Source organism: Butyricicoccus sp. AM32-19, assembly GCF_003480365.1.
Lineage (GTDB): Bacteria > Bacillota > Clostridia > Oscillospirales > Butyricicoccaceae > Agathobaculum > Agathobaculum butyriciproducens.
In genome coordinates, this window is the sequence record NZ_QUIX01000019.1 from 45,656 (window position 1) to 61,432 (window position 15,777).

The following is a 15,777-nucleotide window of genomic DNA, read 5'->3' on the forward strand; positions in this document are numbered from 1 at the left end:
GCCTATGTGGAATTTGAAAAACTGAATGCCAATGCTTTATGACAAAGAAGCAGACTTAAAATGACAGCTTCGCACTGTTCCAACAGAGCAAAGGAGTGCCCCAAGGGGCACTCCTTTTTCATAGCTTTACGCCTTATTCAGCAAGATTTGTAATAAGAATATACTGAAATAGTTAAGCAGATTCCAGAAAAGAGAGAAATAAGCGTTCCGGCATGATTCCTCTAAAGACTTCATGCATAGTTTAGCAGCAACGCGCAGTCCTTAGCCGAGCGCGGAGCTTCTGCTATCCGGGTTTGGACGCCAGCCGTCCATGAGCTTGTCGTTCTCCATGATAAAGGGACTCGCCGTATCCTGTCCCCATGAGGTGTCATATTTCCCCATAAGGTAATCGCTCAGTGCCGTTCGGTCGGCAAAGCGTAGCAGCCGGTACGGCTCCTGAAAGGCAACCTTTTCTACAAAGTACAGCGTCCCGTCCTCTGCCGTCAAAAGAACGCCAACATGCCCGACAAACAGCAGAGATTCCTCCTCGGTCGGCTTATCGTGGAAGAATACCGTGATGAGACGGATTCTTTCATTCTCCCGAAAGGCAACACCGCGGGAAGCCCATTCCTCTTGTACGGTTTGCACATGACGCTTGATCTCCGTAGTATTCTTCGCCTTCATAGAGGAATACAGTGCGCGGAAATCCGCAAGGCTGCTTCCGCCCAGCGCATCGGGATCTGTTTCCAGCGTCTCCTCGTCCACAAACAGCACATCTTCACCGGAATTGATTTGAGAGTCTGCGCTCACAGAGATGAAATCCCCAAACAGGCTCATGGCGGTGATCCGGCAGTTATAGCCCGGAAACGTCCCGTTCTTCGCCGTCCATTCGTCCTGCATGGTATAAGGGTCGTATTTCGTATACAGCAGCTCCGCTTCCTCAAAGCCATCCGTAAGCCATTCCTGCTTCACGATGTCATTAAAGTGATCCACACGGCGGAAAAAGCCCTGAATACGCTCATCTGACACGCCTGCGTCGGAGAGCAGCTCCTTCAAAAGTTCCCTTGATCCGCTGTCGTTCAGGTTCGTGTATTCAATTTTTTCCAATGCCGGACGCTGCTCGGCTGCGCCGCAGCCTGCAAGTACGGCGGCAATAATCACAACACATATAATAAAAGTGATTTTCCATCGTGATCTCATAGTTCTAATCTGTCCTTTCTTTGGCGATTGCTCGATTTGCTAAGGTTATTATAGCACCGGATCATAAAACCTATGTTAAGATATACAAAGTGTTGTGGCTTTTGCAGCAAGCAACTTTCCTCACATCTCCAGGTGTTCTGCCATGAGAAGCATTATCTGGTGCAGGCGGTGTGTAGGAGTATCGAAGCAAAGAACAAAAAAGTAAACAGACAATCATGAGTGGCGAGGATAAATGGCCATGCCTTCAATGATTGCTTTCAATAAAGTGCGGCTGCGGAGATGTTCCTCTCCGCAGCCGCATTACGGTTTGTCAGCGCTTCAGCAGCACCTTCAGATCCTCTTCCGGGGTGGTGATGGGAGCAATACCGAAATTCTCTACAAGGTAGTTCAGCACATTGGGCGAGACAAACGCCGGCAGCGTGGGGCCAAGGCGAATATTCTTAATGCCCAGATACAGCAGCGTCAGCAGGATACACACTGCCTTCTGCTCATACCACGAAAGCACCAGAGACAGAGGCAGGTCGTTGACCCCGCAGCCAAAGGCATCCGCCAAGGCCAGCGCGATTTTGACAGCACCGTAAGCGTCGTTGCACTGGCCTACATCCATGAGTCGAGGCAGGCCGCCAATGGTTCCGAGATCAAGGTCATTGAAGCGGAATTTGCCGCAGGCCAGCGTCAGCACCACAGTGTCGGCGGGCGTCTGCTTGACAAACTCAGTATAGTAGTTCCGTCCGGGGCGGGCTCCGTCACAGCCGCCTACCAGGAAAAAGTGCCGGATAGCGCCGCTCTTTACCGCATCGATCACCTGATCCGCCACACCAAGCACCGCGCCGTGTCCGAAGCCGGTCATGACCGTGCTGCCGCCGTTGATGCCGGTGAACGGCTTGTCCTCGTTGTAGCCGCCAAGTTCCAATGCCTTTTCGATGACAGGGGTGAAGTCCTTATCCTCGCCGATGTGCGTCATTTCCGGGTAGGATACCACCGCTGTGGTGAACACGCGGTCGGCGTAGCTTGCTTTCGGCGGCATCAGGCAGTTGGTGGTAAACAGCACCGGTGCAGGGATGTCGGCAAATTCTCTTTGCTGATTCTGCCACGCCGTGCCGAAATTGCCCTTGAGATGGGCATATTTTTTCAGTTCAGGATAGCCGTGGGCAGGCAGCATTTCGCCATGGGTGTAGATGTTGACGCCTTTGCCCTCGGTCTGCTCCAGCAGCAGCTTCAGGTCGTGGAGGTCGTGGCCTGTGATGACGATGAACGGCCCCTTCTCCACCGTCAGCGGGACAGTGGCAGGCGCAGGCGTACCGTAGCTTTCGGTGTTGGCCTTATCCAGCAACGCCATACACTTGAGGTTTTTCTCGCCCACCTCCATGACGATGGGCAGCAGCGCATCCATGCCCCAGTCCTCACCCACAGCAAAGAGTGCCTTGGCGAAAAAGCGGTTCACTTCCTCGTCGGTATAGCCCAGTACCATGGCGTGATGGGCATACGCCGACATACCACGCACACCGAAAAGGATGAGAGATTTGAGGCTGCGAATATCCTCCTGCGCGTTCCAGAGCAAATTCATATCATAATCATCATCCCGCCCACAGCGAGAGCCGCAGCCAGAGCAGTTTGGTGCCAGTCGTTCCCTTTCCGCGTGCACCTGTTCGATCAACTCGCGAATGGTCTTTTCGTTGAAGTTCACATTAGTGACGGTGGTGAACAGTCCCTCGATCATCAGCCGCCATGTATCGGCATTGACCGGTGTATCGGCGTCCGTGGCTCTTGCCAGCCCAATGAGCGCGCCCGTCAGCTCGTCCTGAAGTTCCGCTACATCGGCGGTCTTGCCGCAGACACCGGCCTTACCGGTACAGCCGGTACAACCCGCTGTCTGCTCGCACTGAAAGCAAAACATTTTATGATCCATTATCGTTTTCCTCCTATTTCGGTTCAAATTATGTCCTTTTATCAGAAGCTCACGCCTCCTCGAAGAACTCCTTGTCCACATTGCACAGGTGGCACTCAAAATCCTCCGACACCTCACTCCAAGGCGTTCCGGGGGCGATGCCGCCCTCTGGATAACCTGCGCTCTCGTCATATTATCAACCGCAAAGACTGCATATATACTTCATTGTGCTTCTTCCTTCCTTTTTCTAATGATTTTGTTATTCTTCCACCAGCCGGCCGTCCACTGTTACGGTGACCACCTGCCACGGAATGAATTTTCCGCTCTGCTGGAGCGCTGTTTTTGCTGCGTTCTCCAGCCCGTCGCAGTAATCGTCCCGCATGAGCCGCGCCTTGCCGTCCACCATGGCGATGGCGCCCTCGTGGCAGGCGGCGGCGCAGGCGCCGCAGCCGTTGCATTTATCTTGATCAATTTCAATGATTCTCCGTTTCATCGCAAGACCTCCTTGCTTTTGTGGTTTGAGTATAATAGAATTAAATCAACAAGTCGGTTGAATTTTCAACGAAAGAGGATTTTTTATGAAAGAATTTTTCCCGGTACTCCATACGGCGGCGCTTTTCTCCGGTATTTCCGACGAGGAGCTTGCCGCCATGCTCTCTTGCCTTGGGGCAAGAATCGACACCTTTCCCAAAGGCTCCCGCCTGCTCCGCGCCGGGGACGCGGTGGAGGAGGTGGGTCTTGTGCTGGCAGGCAGCGCCCTCATCGTGCAGGAGGATATCTGGGGAAACCGCAACCTCCTCTCCAAGACCGGGCCGGGGCAGACCTTCGCGGAGGTGTTCGCCTGCGCGCCGGGGGCAGTGCTGAATGTGAGCGTGGAGGCGGAGAGCACGGTGACGGTGATGTTTCTGCATATAAGACGCGTTTTGAGCATGTGCCCCTCCGCCTGCTCCCACCACAGCCGGATCATCCGCAACCTGCTGGGCGAACTGGCAGAGAAGAACCTGCGGCTCAACGAAAAGCTCACCCACATGGGCCAGCGCACAACGCGGGCAAAGCTGATGTCCTATTTTTCCGCCGAGGCGCAGCGCCGGGGTGGCTATGAATTCGACATTCCATTCTCCCGCCAGCAGCTTGCGGATTATCTCGGCGTGGAGCGCAGCGGACTGTCGCTGGAGCTTGGCAAAATGCGGGATGAGGGCCTGCTTGACTTTCATAAAAGCCACTTTCTTCTCAAGGCGCCAGAGACGGACGGCCTTCCTCCTTCTACGCGATAAGGAGCCCCCTTTGGGCGTATTGGAAAGTGCGGATACACCGGGCAGAATGTTGGGCTTTTACAGAAGGAGAGCGCAACTACGAACCTGCAGAGATTGACAAGGTAGCGTCAGCTCGTACAATCTGATTTGATCATACCCACAGCCGCTTTGGCTGTGGGTATTTTCTGTTTGAACTCTAAAATCTTTGCAGAACGCAAGGAGCCTAATGCCAAATTCAGCATGTCACCAACTATGAGGAAAACATCTTTTAGAGGAAGGTCAAACGGTTCGACAGGGAAGATGAACAGTGTCCTTTTGCGATGCCGCTTCCGAAAGATTGCGGCTTCGCCCCTTAACGAAGACTTTAAGTTAAATCTGTTATACTGCTGCAGTCCCCTCAAAAATACAGACAGGAGAAAAAATTGACCGTATGATGAAAAAAAGATATCTCGCTATTCCCATTCTTGCAATCGCACTACATTTTTTGCTATCCAATCTATTATATTTCCTTGTGGAAAGGCTCGTTTTGGATATTTTTCATATCCCCCCGCAGCAATTTATGAAACACTCATATTGGGGCGAGATTTTGATCTACGCTGTTCTTATCCTCGTATTCTTTACGCTCTATAAACTGCTTTGGAGGAAAGATATAAGCGAACCGCGCACAGCGACAAATTTTAAAGATGTGCTCGGCAGTCTGGTCGTGGGATTTGGCATTTGCGGGATCTCCGGTCTTTGGATCATGCTGGCAGAACAGCTTCCCTCGCTGCAGAAAAGCGTTGAGGCAATAAACGCCGGTGCTGAAAATATTGCCGGCGGAAATGCATTTGGAACATTTATGATTGCGGTGATTGCTGCACCTGTTGTAGAAGAAATTCTATTCCGCGGCATTGTACTTCGCTCCATGCGGAAATTCACCCCCGTTTGGGCCGCGATTCTAATGTCATCCATACTCTTCGACGTTTATCACCTGAATATCGTGCAGGCCGTTTATGCCACCCTTATGGGCATTGCCGCAGGAATCCTTTACGAGAAGAAAAAGAACCTGTTGTTTCCCATCCTCGTGCATTTCGCAAACAACCTCATTACTATGCTGCAGGGCTTTGCGCCATCCGAAGTGAATGAACTGATCAGCATTTTTATTCTGATTATGATTGCTCCGGCAGGGTATGTCATCTGCCGTTCACTCCGACAGGACAAAAGAGCAGATAGCATGTAAGGGGTTTGCCATCTTTGGTTTTGGGGCGTGTATAGGCAGAAGTCAGAACTCTGCCACTTTCAAAGATTCTTTTGCAGATCCAAGGGGTTTTGTAGGCGCTGTCGGCTGCAACGATTTTGTGTTCGGGGTAGTGCTGGCAAATATCATCATACAGAGAATCAAATGCTACGCTGTCGTGAATATTTCCTGGCGTAACATGTACACCTAAAATAAAGTTGTGCTTGTCACAAGCGGTGTGCGCTTCATAAGCAAAGACTTTCTTGTGTTCGCCCTTGTGGAATACGCCGCATTCCGGGTCTGTAGTAGAAACAGTCTTTTCTACCATTTCCGATTTACCGGAGTTATCTCCACTGCCGGAATCATTCCCGTTGTTGTTTTCGTCGAAGGGTTTCTTTCCGTGCGTTTCTCTGTCCTTGTTTATCTCATCAAACAATTCGTGTGCATAGCGGCTTTGCTTCTTTGGGTGCAGCTTTGCGGGCCTGCTTTTTCAGATTCGCACTTGCCTTTATGTGCGTACTGTCTACAAATATGGCTTCTGTGTCCAAATATCCCTCGTCCGCAGCTGCCTTTAATACCCAGCGAAAAATACACTCTACCGATGCGGTATTAAAACGGTGTTTGAAGTTATAGCTCACCGTTGAAAAATGCGGAACCTGCTCGTTCAGCGGATATCCAATAAACCACCGATACGCCATATTCATCCCATTCTTTTCCAGCGCTCACCGCAGAGAACGAATGCCGTAGATATATTGAATCAGCACAATTTTGAACAGAACAACAGGATCAATGCTGGGACGTCCATTGTCTTTGCAGTACAAATCCTCAACAAATTCATACACCTTATTAAAGTTGATCGCTGCATCGATCTGACGCAGCAGATGGTCCTGAGGAACCATCTGTTCCAAACTTACAAACTCAACTTGATTTCTGTTTTCAATATCTTTCGTAAGTACGTTTATCACCCGTACTTATTATTTCATTTTTCGAACCATTTTACCAGAAAAAGGCCACCCGTAGGTGACCTTTTTCGACAGGCTGAGGCGGCACCCGGCTGAGTGCCACCTGTTTTTTGTTGTCCAATCCTGCCTGGCAGATGCCGATTTTGTGGTTCTCTCAAATTACTGTCTTATCGGCACACGACTGACAGCCATTTTCTTTTGCTATGTTCAAAGATGTCCGATAACGAGATTCCAGAAGCTCCTGTTCCCGATGTTTGCCATCCCTCCAACGCGGTCCCACTGCATGGATCACATATTTGCAGGGCAAGTGGTATCCCTTTGTGATTTTTGCGCTGCCTGTCTCGCAGCCATGCAGCGTACTGCACTCTGCAAGCAGCTCCGGTCCGGCGGCACGATGAATGCAGCCGTCCACACCACCACCGCCCAAAAGAGATGTGTTGGCAGCATTGACGATTGCATCAACACTCATCTTTGTAATGTCGTTTCTGATAATCTGTAAGGGCATTGCTTATTCCTCTCCCTTCTGCACATCGTTAAACATGCTTTTTTGCAATTCTCGAATCAACATTTCAACCTGTGCCCCTGTAAGAAACGGTGTTTTTATTGTCGATGCCCAATAAAAATTCCGCTTCAAAATTGTTTTTATTTCATTCGGAGAAAGTGCAGGCAACGCCTTGACATCCCCATTAAATTTTTCCGGCACAATCATTCTGACACTATGATATTTTTCATCTGCCACTTCTGTCGGCGTGTCTGTGACAATCTGTCCAACCGCAATAATTCCTCTTCCTTTGGAATAAAAAAGAGCATAATCCCCCTGGGGGAAGCTGTCGATATACCGTTTTGCATCTCCATATGCCGCTATTTTGTTTCCAAGAATCATCTCGGATTCATTTGTGTCTGAATACGAGATATTCGTATCAAACATGATTCCCTTACACGCAGAGAACTCCAATCGATTATTTTCTATTTCTGCCAGAAACTTCACCCAGTATAAAACATTTTCCGGAATGATATGGGACTTATCCGGATTGATCGCAAATTCATAAATAACCGTTGGATCTGCTACTTTCACATTTGAATATTTCTGTGCATTCTGAACGTTTCCTTCCGTTGTAAGCAAATACACTTCACCATTCAGGCTGGAATAGTCATCTGTATTAGGATCAACATCACCCTTCTTTACCTGAATGTAAATATGCTTTCGGTTCAGGTCATTTGGATCAACCAAAACGCACTCATACTTTGGTGTGGCAATTCTATTTGTCGATGGGATGCAAACATAGCCTTTGGTATCATACAACCACAGCGCAAGTAAATCTTCAACATCTTCCGGCTGGAGCAAGCTATAAAAATGTTTCTCACATAATGAGAGAGCCGGATCGGGATAATTGAATAAATCCAGTGCTGAATCGTGGACACGGTTATACAGCATTTGACTGTATGCTTCCACTCCATTTTCTTAATTCTCTGGATGGTTGATCCCATAATAAATGATGTTGCCACAGCACCAGGAACGGATTCTTCATCTGCCGTATCTGTAGCCAGATACCAGTCAATGTTTGTCAACTGATTCGCAGCATCAATCTGTACCGCATCTTCACGAAACGCCCAGGTGCTATTTGCCTTAACCCTTGCAATATAGTATTTTCCTTCATTTCTTGAGCGCATCCATAGGAGGTCTCCTTCTTTTACATCCTCTACCATACGGCACACACTGTCAAATGATTTGTACTGAGTTCTTGCCAGATTACAGTAATCCAAAAATGTATGTATCCCAGAACGTTCTGCCTGGGTTAATTCACGCAGACTCCATCCCATTGCTGCGACATGATTTCTCAAGCAATAGTCGGCAACATTTGTGCCTCCTGTATTCACCTGTAATCTCCATACTGCAGTCAAAGAAAGTTCGTCTACACAATTCTGTAAAAACACCTGCTTACAACAACTTGGCTTTTTCGTAAATCTCCGCACGATAGCGGAAGGTGGAAAGCGGCATCCCGCACAGCTTTGCGGCAGCTGTTCCGGTGATTTTTCCATTTTTCCATTGCTGATATAGATGATGGAAGTTTTCAGGTAAAGGCGCTGGGGGTCTGCCGAAGCGGACACCTCTTGCTTTGGCTGCGGCAATTCCTTCTGCTTGGCGCTGTCGGATATTGGTGCGCTCGTTTTCTGCCACAAAGGACAATACTTGCAGCACAATATCGCTGAGGAATGTCCCCATCAGGTCTTTGCCCCGACGGGTATCCAGCAAAGGCATATCCAGCACCACGATGTCAATTCCTTTTTCTTTAGTCAAAATCCGCCATTGCTCCAGAATTTCAGAATAGTTACGCCCCAGACGGTCGATGCTCTTGATATAGAGCAGATCGTCTTTTTTTAGTTTCCGTACCATTTTCCGGTACTGAGGACGTTCAAAATCCTTGCCAGATTGCTTATCAATAAATAAATTTTTCTCTGGAATAGAAAGTTCTTTCAGAGCAAGAATCTGCCTGTCCTCATTCTGTTCTCTGGTGCTGACACGGATATATCCATACAAATTTCCCATTGCTTTTTCCTCCTTTCTCCTGACCGGGAAAACAGCTCCCGAATCGGATATTTTTCATCTTCTATGGTACTGGATACGTTTACCCCCTGAACAAACAGCCTGTGAAAATGCCGGGTGCAGACCCGGCATTTTGCTGTCACTTGTCCTGTAATCAGGCACTTTCCTTTTCTGTACGCAAAACCTGAAATCCATGTTGTTTGGCGTACTTTCTGGCAGCCGCCAGCCTTTCCTCACTGTATGGTGGAATCAACCGGACAGACAGCCGGGACTTTTCAATCACATAGGTCTCGCTTCCCTCCGGGGTACTGCGCTCTAACCGACACAGTTGGGGATATTTCCGACTGAACTCTGCCAATCTGCGTTTCAGATCAGCGTTGAACGTATAGATGCTGGCGGTGCTTTCCGCTTCGTTCCAGTTGATAATGGTTTCTTTCTCATACTTAGACAGCTTCATCATAAGAATCCTCCTCATATTCCATTTCACGGTTATGCTGTTTTCTCTTTTTCGTTCTCGTGGGAATTGCCGCCGCTGTCCAGCCAATTAAAAAAGGCTTTCTTGCTGATTTTAATCAACCTGCCACTGCGCACCGCCGGAAATCCCGGCGTGTGTACCAGCTCATAGGCGCTGGCTCTGGAAATTCCCATGATATGCTGAATATCCGTAACATCCAAAATCAGGGGCAGTGAATCGTAATCATTCCACTTTATTTTTTCTTTCATATCGGTGTTCCTCCTTTATTTAAATTTTTTGATATTTCATTTTCCGCATATTTGCCGTTCTACCTGTCCCGTTTCCTTCATGCTGCCCTGCTCGACATACATGAGTCACCGATTTCTCGATGCGCTCGCCCTCGTTTTAGGAGAGGTCATGGCGGTTTATCTCGGTTCAGACGGTCATTCAGTTGTCAAGGTACACGATGGAACAAAATTACCATCTGACGTCATCATATCGCCACAAACTTGACAAAACAATAGCTTTACAGTACCATGAGTGTAACGTATATAACTGAATTATAAAATTACCATAAGTCAAGATGAGGGAATTGTATGGACTTTGAATTTGTGCGGCACGAACCGCTTTATGACCGTATTCTGCTGGTGCTGACGCTGGACAGACAGAAAATGAAAGAGCGTATTTTGATTGGAGAAGAACTGCAAATCCGGTTTCGTTTACAGGGATATGCTGATGCCGAGGTGCTATGTGATGTTACACGCCCTTTGGGAACTATGCTTTCAGCCTTCGAACATGATCCAGACGGTGAATGGAATCGCCTCGGTTTAATACCGCTGAGAGAATCGCTTCACTCTAACCGGTGGAAGCAGCCAGAACTGGAACAGGTGTCCGGTGATTTTCTGGCAAAAAAATATCTCACCGGTGATCCGGTGAGAATGTATGTGGCACTTCGTATCTGGAATGAATATTTGAAGGCAAGAGAACCACGAGATCGAGAGTCTGCCTGTGAGCGTTTTATTGAGAAAATGAATAGCTTCACAGCCTTATTTATGGGCAATCCACCCCTTGACTTTGACGAGGATACAGGGAAGCCAAAACGACTAAATATTTCCACACATATTTATGGCTCTGTGCCGCAGGAAGATACCAGACTTGATCTCTGGTATCCAGACAACAAACGGAAAACGGAGTGTGTTGCTACTCATTCATCCCTGTATCCGCTGATGATCTATTATCTGAATCGCCTGAATGATTGGGGGCTTTATTTCCGAAAATGCAAAATCTGTGGAAAAGTATTTCTTGCCAAAAGCCAGCGATATGAGCTGTGCAGCGATAAGTGCCGCAAAAAACAGTCCCTCCAAAGCAAGCGTGAGTTTGATGAACGAGCCAGAGAAAACAATTATGATCTGCTCTACAAAAATGAGTGCCAGAACTGGCGAAACAAAATCAATAAGGCAAAGAAAACTTCTGGTTTTCCTTCTGAGCGTCTGAAAGAAATGCTGGCTGCTTTTGAATCCTTCAAAAAAGGAGCCTTGCAGCGCAAACAGGCTGTGAAAAAGAAAGAAGCCAGCCCAAAGGAATTTTCAGGCTGGCTTCTCCGGCAGAGCAATGTTATCGTAAAACTGGCTGAACCGGAAGACTGACACTTCAGCAGTAAATCATTTCAGAACGAATAATTTCTTCTGCCCGGTTGCGTAAGCTGTTCATTGCCCTGACCCACGCCATCTGATCACGAGTTTTCAATTCCTCCGTAATTCCTTCAGCTTCTTTCATCTGGGCAATAATACAATCCAGCCGGTTCTGTGCCTGCTCATTCAGATCTGCCAGATATGTCCATAGTTTGCCGGACAAAATCAGGTCATTATACCGGGCTGGATGATACAGTTCCAGATAGGCTTTGTGCATCCGCCCCCAGATTCCAATGGGGCGGTTTTCTTCCGGTAACTGTAAATCCGAAATGTAATAGTCACCGACCAGCGTATAGCTGATGCCGTTTTGACAGGTTTTCTTCGGTAAGTGTTCCATAAGCAACCTCCTGTATTCGATTTTTCTCCGAATCCAGCTGATCGTGTCCCTGTTCATATCAAATTCAAGGCAGCTGAACTCTTCACCAACAAGTATGGCACATCCTTGCCGAGCTTCTGATAGTTCGTGCCGCAGCTTGGACTGCTGCCGCGCGTGTCTGAGGTGTTGAAGGTGTCGATGGTTTCCTTGCCGAGCGCTTCGGAGAGTTCCTTTAAGGTAGTCGGTTCGGAGCCGCCGAGAAATACCTGTGAGTCCATGTTGCCGATGATGGTGTCGGCATTGTCCTTGTAGATGGCTTTAAGCTGACTTCGTGCCTGCAGCACCAGACAGGCGCTGATCTCACGGCTTCGGATGGTGGCCACCAGCTTTTCCAGTTTCGGAATCTGCCCGATGTTAGCACACTCATCAATCAAACAGCGCACATGAACCGGAAGCCTGCCTCCGTACACATCATCTGCCTTTTCACAAAGCAGGTTGAACAACTGGGTGTAGCACATGGAAATGAGAAAGTTAAAACTGTCATCCGTATCGCTCATGATCAGAAACAGAGCCGTTTTTCTGTCTCCCAGCGTATCCAGTTCCAACTCATCGTAGGATGTAACCTCGCGCAGCTCCGCAATATCAAATACTGCAAGACGCGCACCGCAAGAAATAAGAATCGACTTGGCTGTTTTTCCAGAGACGAAAAGTCAAGGACTTTTTCATCAAATCCAAAAAGAAGTCACATTTTGCGGACTTCCTCACGGAGCAGACGCTTGATTTTGTCCTCCATCGTTTCTTTTGCGGCCTGACTGAAATGCACACGGACGATATAGGTGGTCTTGCCGATCTGCTTTCTGACAGTAGGGCAAGGGGTACTGTTGGTTGCGGTATTGTTCATTCAAAATCCTCCTGTAAATAAAAAATGCCCGGTGACTTTTCATCATCGGGCGGTGTCGGTATGAGGGAACAAGGCAAGGCGGCAATATTAAGGTATCTATAAAACCCTTGCCGTCTTTGCCACGCTTGCCGTGTTCCTGTTGTCAGTCTCGGAGATAGCAGACCCATGCTGTGCCGTCTTTCTCGGTCACAAGTCTGTCCCCGATACGGCTCTTTGCCGTTCTCATGGTGCGTGAGGAAATCCCGCGCTCATTGACCGTCTTTTCCAGCTCTGCACTTGGCATTTTCTTTCCGTCTGCAAGCAGTTCCAGAATGAGCATTTCTGCCTGTGCGGTCTTACTCTCGGTCTTGGCGGTGTCCGTCCCGGCGAGAAGCTCATCAGCGGTAATGTCATAAGCTCCTATCCATTCAAAGCCTTTCTCGTCTCCCAGAGAAAAGGCGAGGGACTGTCCGGGCGGCGCAAGAGAGCTTTTCTCATGGATCAGTAGCCTTGTTGTGGGACTGTCCTTCAGCTTGCCGATAAAGAGTAGGCTGCGGACTGCCGCCGTAATGTCGATAGACCCTAATCCCCGGTAGGTGCTTTGCGTTCCTGCGGCTTTGTTCAAGTGTCCAATCAGCACGATAGCGCACCCGGTAGCCTGTGCAATGTCTCCCAGACTGCGGAATATTGGGCGCACCTCGTTTGCTCTGTTCATGTCCACATCTGCGCCCAGAAAAGCCTGTACCGGGTCAATGATAACCAGCCTTGCGTTGTTTTCCCGGATTGCCCTTGCTATGCGTTCATCGGCAAGGGTCAGAGATGCGTCCCTGTCATCAATGACAAGCACTCGTTCAAGGTCTGCGTCCGCTTCTATCAGTCGGGGCTTGACGGTATCGCCCAGACCGTCCTCGGCAGTTTGATAGATGATATTGAAAGGCTCAAGTGTCTCCATACCGGGTAAAGGCTTTCGATTGGTGCAAGCCGCCGCAAGGCGCATGGCAAAGTAGGTCTTGCCCTCGCCGGGATTGCCCTGTATGATGGCCAGCTTGCCAAATGGGATATACGGAAACCATAACCAATCCACGCTCGTCAGCTCCACATCTTCCATACGGAGCATTGGGACAGGCTGGGCGGTGGGCAGTTCTCGCAGCGTGATTGTCTCGGCAATGAATTTGCGGTTTGGAATATCCGCTTGCTGACGGAGAACATCGTTCCAGTCTTTCCTTGCCGGGACAAGGCGAATGACGGCGATCTCGCCGGGAATGGACTGTGCCAGTCGTATGCAGGCTTCGCTTCCTGCGGTGTCGCTGTCAAGGCAGAGGAACACTTTTCGGGTGTCCTTGCGTTCAGAAAGAAAACGGTCAAGGGCTTTACCAGAAACGCCGCCCAGGGCAAGATAGCTCCTTGTCTGCCAATCCTGCGGATAAAGGCAGATAAAGGACAAAAGGTCTATCGGCGCTTCAAAGACAAAGAGCTGGTTGCCGTTTCCCTCATAGCGGAACGGATAGGACTTGTCAGACCCGGTAACATCCTGTCTGAATGTGTCTGCCGTTCCTCGCACATGGGCGTATCTCGGTGTGCCGTTTCGGTCTCTGCCGACAAAGACAACATTGTGCCGCTTTGCGTCCTCATAAATATCCCCGGAAAGAAGAAAAGCCTCAACCAGTTTCGGGTTGAGACCTCGGCTTTCGCAAAGATATTGAATTGCTCTATCGGCTGTTCGGTTGTGCAAGGGCAAGTGAAACGCTGTGGGCGGTGCTGTGCCGGCTTCGCTCTGTCCCTCGCCGTTTTCGCCTGTCAACATCTGGACGGCTTCGGGAAAGGACTTGCCGTAAAACTCCATGACAAAATCAATGGGATAGCCGCCCTTGCTCTGGCTGTGGCGAAACCACTTGTTTCCCCGGACGGTCAGGCTGTCATGTTCTTTCCAGCGGTATTCTCGTCCGCTTTTGATAAGCGTCTCTCCCTGTGTACGGAGAAAATCTTCCAGACTGACGGCGTTCGCCCGGTCAATTTGTGCTTGGGTGTAATTCATCGGGATAGTTCCTCCTTTTTCTGTCGTGTTTGGGGTCGATTTTGGAGCATTTGTTCCTCTGTACGCTCGTTAAATCGGGCGGCAGTATCTACGCATGACTTGACCTTCCAAAGACGGTGTAAATCGTCTCTGACGGTCTTAAACTCGCCATAGGTGGTGTTGTGCGCCTATTCCAGCTCGTCATACTCGTCGGACAGCTTTTTCATATCCACCTTGCCGTCTGGGAACTCCCCGGTCAGCTTTCGTCTGGCGGCGTAGAACTGTATCAGTTCCGCTTCATGCTCTGCCTTGTACTTGGCTTTGGGCTTCACAAACTTGATTTTTTGCAAGCCGTCATAGACAGGTTTCAACCTCTGGAAAGCGGAAGAACTGTCATAGAGCCGCTTAATCGCTTTCATTCGTGCCGTCTGCTCGTCTAGCGTTTTCTTCAAGCTCTCTGTGGCAGCACTGTGTTCGCTGACACGGCGTTCCAAATCCTCAAGAGAGTAAATGCCGTTTGCCCGGAGATAATTGAAGGTATCGTTCATCTCCTTTAGGTTGCTGATTTTACCTTTTTGGGAATACGCCCCGGCTTTGCGCTGGGTGTAATAGGCGTTCAGCAGAGAAACAAGGTCGGGTGCCTGTGGCTTGGCAAGCTCGGCTTTCATATCCGCTATCCAGCCCATAAGCAAAGTGATTTTCTTCTTGATATCCCGGATCACGGCGTTGGTGGCTTTGATCCAGCGGTTGAACTCGCCTTTCTCGGTGCGTATGCCTTTCTTCTCCATTGCCCGGACGGTTGCGCCCTCATGGACGGTGGGAAGAAGCTCCACGCCCTGACGCTCATAGCTTCGGTGGTCGATACGAACGTCAAGCCCCTTTTCCGCAAACTTGGCGTTGCATAGCTCCGCCCATGTCTGCCGCCAGTATTCCAGCGTTTCGGGACTGCCCCAGTCGGTAGTGGGAACGGCATTGAAAACATACTCGCCGTTCTGGTCTCTGATACGATTTCCGTCCTCGTCCAGCTCGTACACCCGGCGTTGCTTTAGTCCCCATTTGCCGTTCTGCTCAATGGGACGGATGGGGCAAAGCACATGGAAGTGTGGGTTTGGTATGCCGCCGTCCTCCCGGTCTGGCTGGTGTACGGCGAAGTCAACCACCATGCCACGGCTCACAAAGTTCTCCAATAAAAATTACCTTGCAAGAGCGATGTTTTCCTCAAGGGAAAATTCATTCTGCAAGGCAATGTCAAAGCTGTATGCAAGCTGGGCGTTCTTTCCACGCTCGGCTTTTTCCACGGCGTTCCATAGCGTCTGGCGGTCTGTGTATTCGGGCGGTGCATGGGACGGCAGGAGAATATCGGAGCAGATCACGCCGCC

At 49.4% G+C, this 15,777-nt stretch carries 13 protein-coding genes and 6 pseudogenes; 3 read left to right on the forward strand and 16 right to left on the reverse strand.

From position 1 onward, the window contains the following. Positions 1-261 precede the first annotated feature (261 nt). The 4 genes and pseudogenes from DW806_RS13205 to DW806_RS13220 all read right to left on the reverse strand — a co-directional run. Positions 262-1,179 (reverse strand): DUF4300 family protein, encoded by a 918-nt coding sequence (locus tag DW806_RS13205; protein ID WP_243022755.1) that lies wholly within the window; start codon positions 1,177-1,179, stop codon positions 262-264. Between the two features lie 310 nt (positions 1,180-1,489). Further along, positions 1,490-3,088 (reverse strand): hydroxylamine reductase, encoded by a 1,599-nt coding sequence (gene hcp / locus DW806_RS13210; protein WP_199677315.1) that lies wholly within the window; start codon positions 3,086-3,088, stop codon positions 1,490-1,492. Positions 3,089-3,137: 49 nt separating this feature from the next. Beyond that, positions 3,138-3,248 (reverse strand): annotated as a pseudogene (locus tag DW806_RS13215) (rubredoxin); the annotation flags it as partial. A 174-nt stretch (positions 3,249-3,422) separates the two neighbouring features. Then, a pseudogene (locus tag DW806_RS13220) lies at positions 3,423-3,560 on the reverse strand (ATP-binding protein); the annotation flags it as partial. Between the two features lie 85 nt (positions 3,561-3,645). On the opposite strand from DW806_RS13220, the gene DW806_RS13225 reads away from it, so the two are divergent. Continuing rightward, complete coding sequence (locus DW806_RS13225) at positions 3,646-4,341, forward strand: Crp/Fnr family transcriptional regulator (RefSeq protein WP_118730234.1); 696 nt, start codon at positions 3,646-3,648, stop codon at positions 4,339-4,341. Between the two features lie 409 nt (positions 4,342-4,750). After that, positions 4,751-5,539: a CPBP family intramembrane glutamic endopeptidase gene (locus DW806_RS13230; protein WP_118730235.1), complete on the forward strand. Its 789-nt coding sequence runs from the start codon at positions 4,751-4,753 to the stop codon at positions 5,537-5,539. On the opposite strand, the gene DW806_RS13235 is transcribed toward DW806_RS13230, so the two are convergent. From DW806_RS13235 to DW806_RS13275, 7 genes and pseudogenes are all read right to left on the reverse strand, one after another. Further along, positions 5,493-5,972, reverse strand: a complete 480-nt coding sequence (locus DW806_RS13235; protein ID WP_118730236.1) for a transposase — start codon at positions 5,970-5,972, stop codon at positions 5,493-5,495. The genes DW806_RS13230 and DW806_RS13235 overlap by 47 nt on opposite strands. Then, positions 5,965-6,435: pseudogene (locus DW806_RS15815) on the reverse strand (transposase). The gene DW806_RS13235 and the pseudogene DW806_RS15815 overlap by 8 nt, the downstream one beginning before the upstream one ends. Before the next feature lie 235 nt (positions 6,436-6,670). Beyond that, a pseudogene (locus tag DW806_RS13250) lies at positions 6,671-7,003 on the reverse strand (macro domain-containing protein); the annotation flags it as partial. Between the two features lie 3 nt (positions 7,004-7,006). After that, positions 7,007-7,933, reverse strand: coding sequence for a hypothetical protein (locus DW806_RS13255; RefSeq protein WP_147358109.1), 927 nt, complete (start codon positions 7,931-7,933; stop codon positions 7,007-7,009). 504 nt (positions 7,934-8,437) lie between these two features. Continuing rightward, positions 8,438-9,046: a recombinase family protein gene (locus DW806_RS13265; protein WP_118730241.1), complete on the reverse strand. Its 609-nt coding sequence runs from the start codon at positions 9,044-9,046 to the stop codon at positions 8,438-8,440. Positions 9,047-9,197: 151 nt separating this feature from the next. Continuing rightward, positions 9,198-9,503: a molecular chaperone gene (locus DW806_RS13270; RefSeq protein ID WP_118730242.1), complete on the reverse strand. Its 306-nt coding sequence runs from the start codon at positions 9,501-9,503 to the stop codon at positions 9,198-9,200. Positions 9,504-9,532: 29 nt separating this feature from the next. Beyond that, on the reverse strand, positions 9,533-9,766 hold the full coding sequence (locus DW806_RS13275; protein WP_118730243.1) for a helix-turn-helix domain-containing protein: 234 nt from the start codon (positions 9,764-9,766) through the stop codon (positions 9,533-9,535). Between the two features lie 327 nt (positions 9,767-10,093). On the opposite strand from DW806_RS13275, the gene DW806_RS13280 reads away from it, so the two are divergent. Continuing rightward, entirely contained in the window at positions 10,094-11,143 is a 1,050-nt protein-coding gene (locus DW806_RS13280; RefSeq protein ID WP_118730244.1) for a hypothetical protein, read from the forward strand. 4 nt (positions 11,144-11,147) lie between these two features. Here DW806_RS13280 and DW806_RS13285 read toward each other — a convergent pair whose 3' ends face one another. The 5 genes and pseudogenes from DW806_RS13285 to DW806_RS13305 form a co-directional block, all read right to left on the reverse strand. Next, positions 11,148-11,525 (reverse strand): TnpV protein, encoded by a 378-nt coding sequence (locus DW806_RS13285; protein WP_118730245.1) that lies wholly within the window; start codon positions 11,523-11,525, stop codon positions 11,148-11,150. A gap of 98 nt (positions 11,526-11,623) precedes the next feature. Next, positions 11,624-12,205, reverse strand: a pseudogene (locus DW806_RS13290) (VirD4-like conjugal transfer protein, CD1115 family); the annotation flags it as partial. Positions 12,206-12,246: 41 nt separating this feature from the next. Beyond that, positions 12,247-12,405 carry a transposon-encoded TnpW family protein gene (locus tag DW806_RS13295; RefSeq protein WP_118730246.1) on the reverse strand — a complete coding sequence of 53 codons (159 nt, stop codon included), beginning with the start codon at positions 12,403-12,405 and terminating at the stop codon, positions 12,247-12,249. Between the two features lie 142 nt (positions 12,406-12,547). Continuing rightward, positions 12,548-14,419 carry an AAA family ATPase gene (locus DW806_RS13300; protein ID WP_118730247.1) on the reverse strand — a complete coding sequence of 624 codons (1,872 nt, stop codon included), beginning with the start codon at positions 14,417-14,419 and terminating at the stop codon, positions 12,548-12,550. Next, positions 14,416-15,777: pseudogene (locus tag DW806_RS13305) on the reverse strand (MobA/MobL family protein); the annotation flags it as partial. The pseudogene DW806_RS13305 and the gene DW806_RS13300, both read right to left, overlap by 4 nt.

Bases quoted from the DNA above. Each gene is read 5' to 3' on its own strand.
- hcp (WP_199677315.1), bottom strand. From the start codon at position 3,088: ATGGATCATAAAATGTTTTGCTTTCAGTGCGAGCAGACAGCGGGTTGT.
- DW806_RS13255 (WP_147358109.1), bottom strand. From the start codon at position 7,933: ATGCTGTATAACCGTGTCCACGATTCAGCACTGGATTTATTCAATTAT.
- DW806_RS13225 (WP_118730234.1), top strand. From the start codon at position 3,646: ATGAAAGAATTTTTCCCGGTACTCCATACGGCGGCGCTTTTCTCCGGT.
- DW806_RS13280 (WP_118730244.1), top strand. From the start codon at position 10,094: ATGGACTTTGAATTTGTGCGGCACGAACCGCTTTATGACCGTATTCTG.
- DW806_RS13205 (WP_243022755.1), bottom strand. From the start codon at position 1,179: ATGAGATCACGATGGAAAATCACTTTTATTATATGTGTTGTGATTATT.
- DW806_RS13300 (WP_118730247.1), bottom strand. From the start codon at position 14,419: ATGAATTACACCCAAGCACAAATTGACCGGGCGAACGCCGTCAGTCTG.
- DW806_RS13295 (WP_118730246.1), bottom strand. From the start codon at position 12,405: ATGAACAATACCGCAACCAACAGTACCCCTTGCCCTACTGTCAGAAAG.
- DW806_RS13230 (WP_118730235.1), top strand. From the start codon at position 4,751: ATGATGAAAAAAAGATATCTCGCTATTCCCATTCTTGCAATCGCACTA.
- DW806_RS13270 (WP_118730242.1), bottom strand. From the start codon at position 9,503: ATGATGAAGCTGTCTAAGTATGAGAAAGAAACCATTATCAACTGGAAC.
- DW806_RS13285 (WP_118730245.1), bottom strand. From the start codon at position 11,525: ATGGAACACTTACCGAAGAAAACCTGTCAAAACGGCATCAGCTATACG.
- DW806_RS13275 (WP_118730243.1), bottom strand. From the start codon at position 9,766: ATGAAAGAAAAAATAAAGTGGAATGATTACGATTCACTGCCCCTGATT.
- DW806_RS13265 (WP_118730241.1), bottom strand. From the start codon at position 9,046: ATGGGAAATTTGTATGGATATATCCGTGTCAGCACCAGAGAACAGAAT.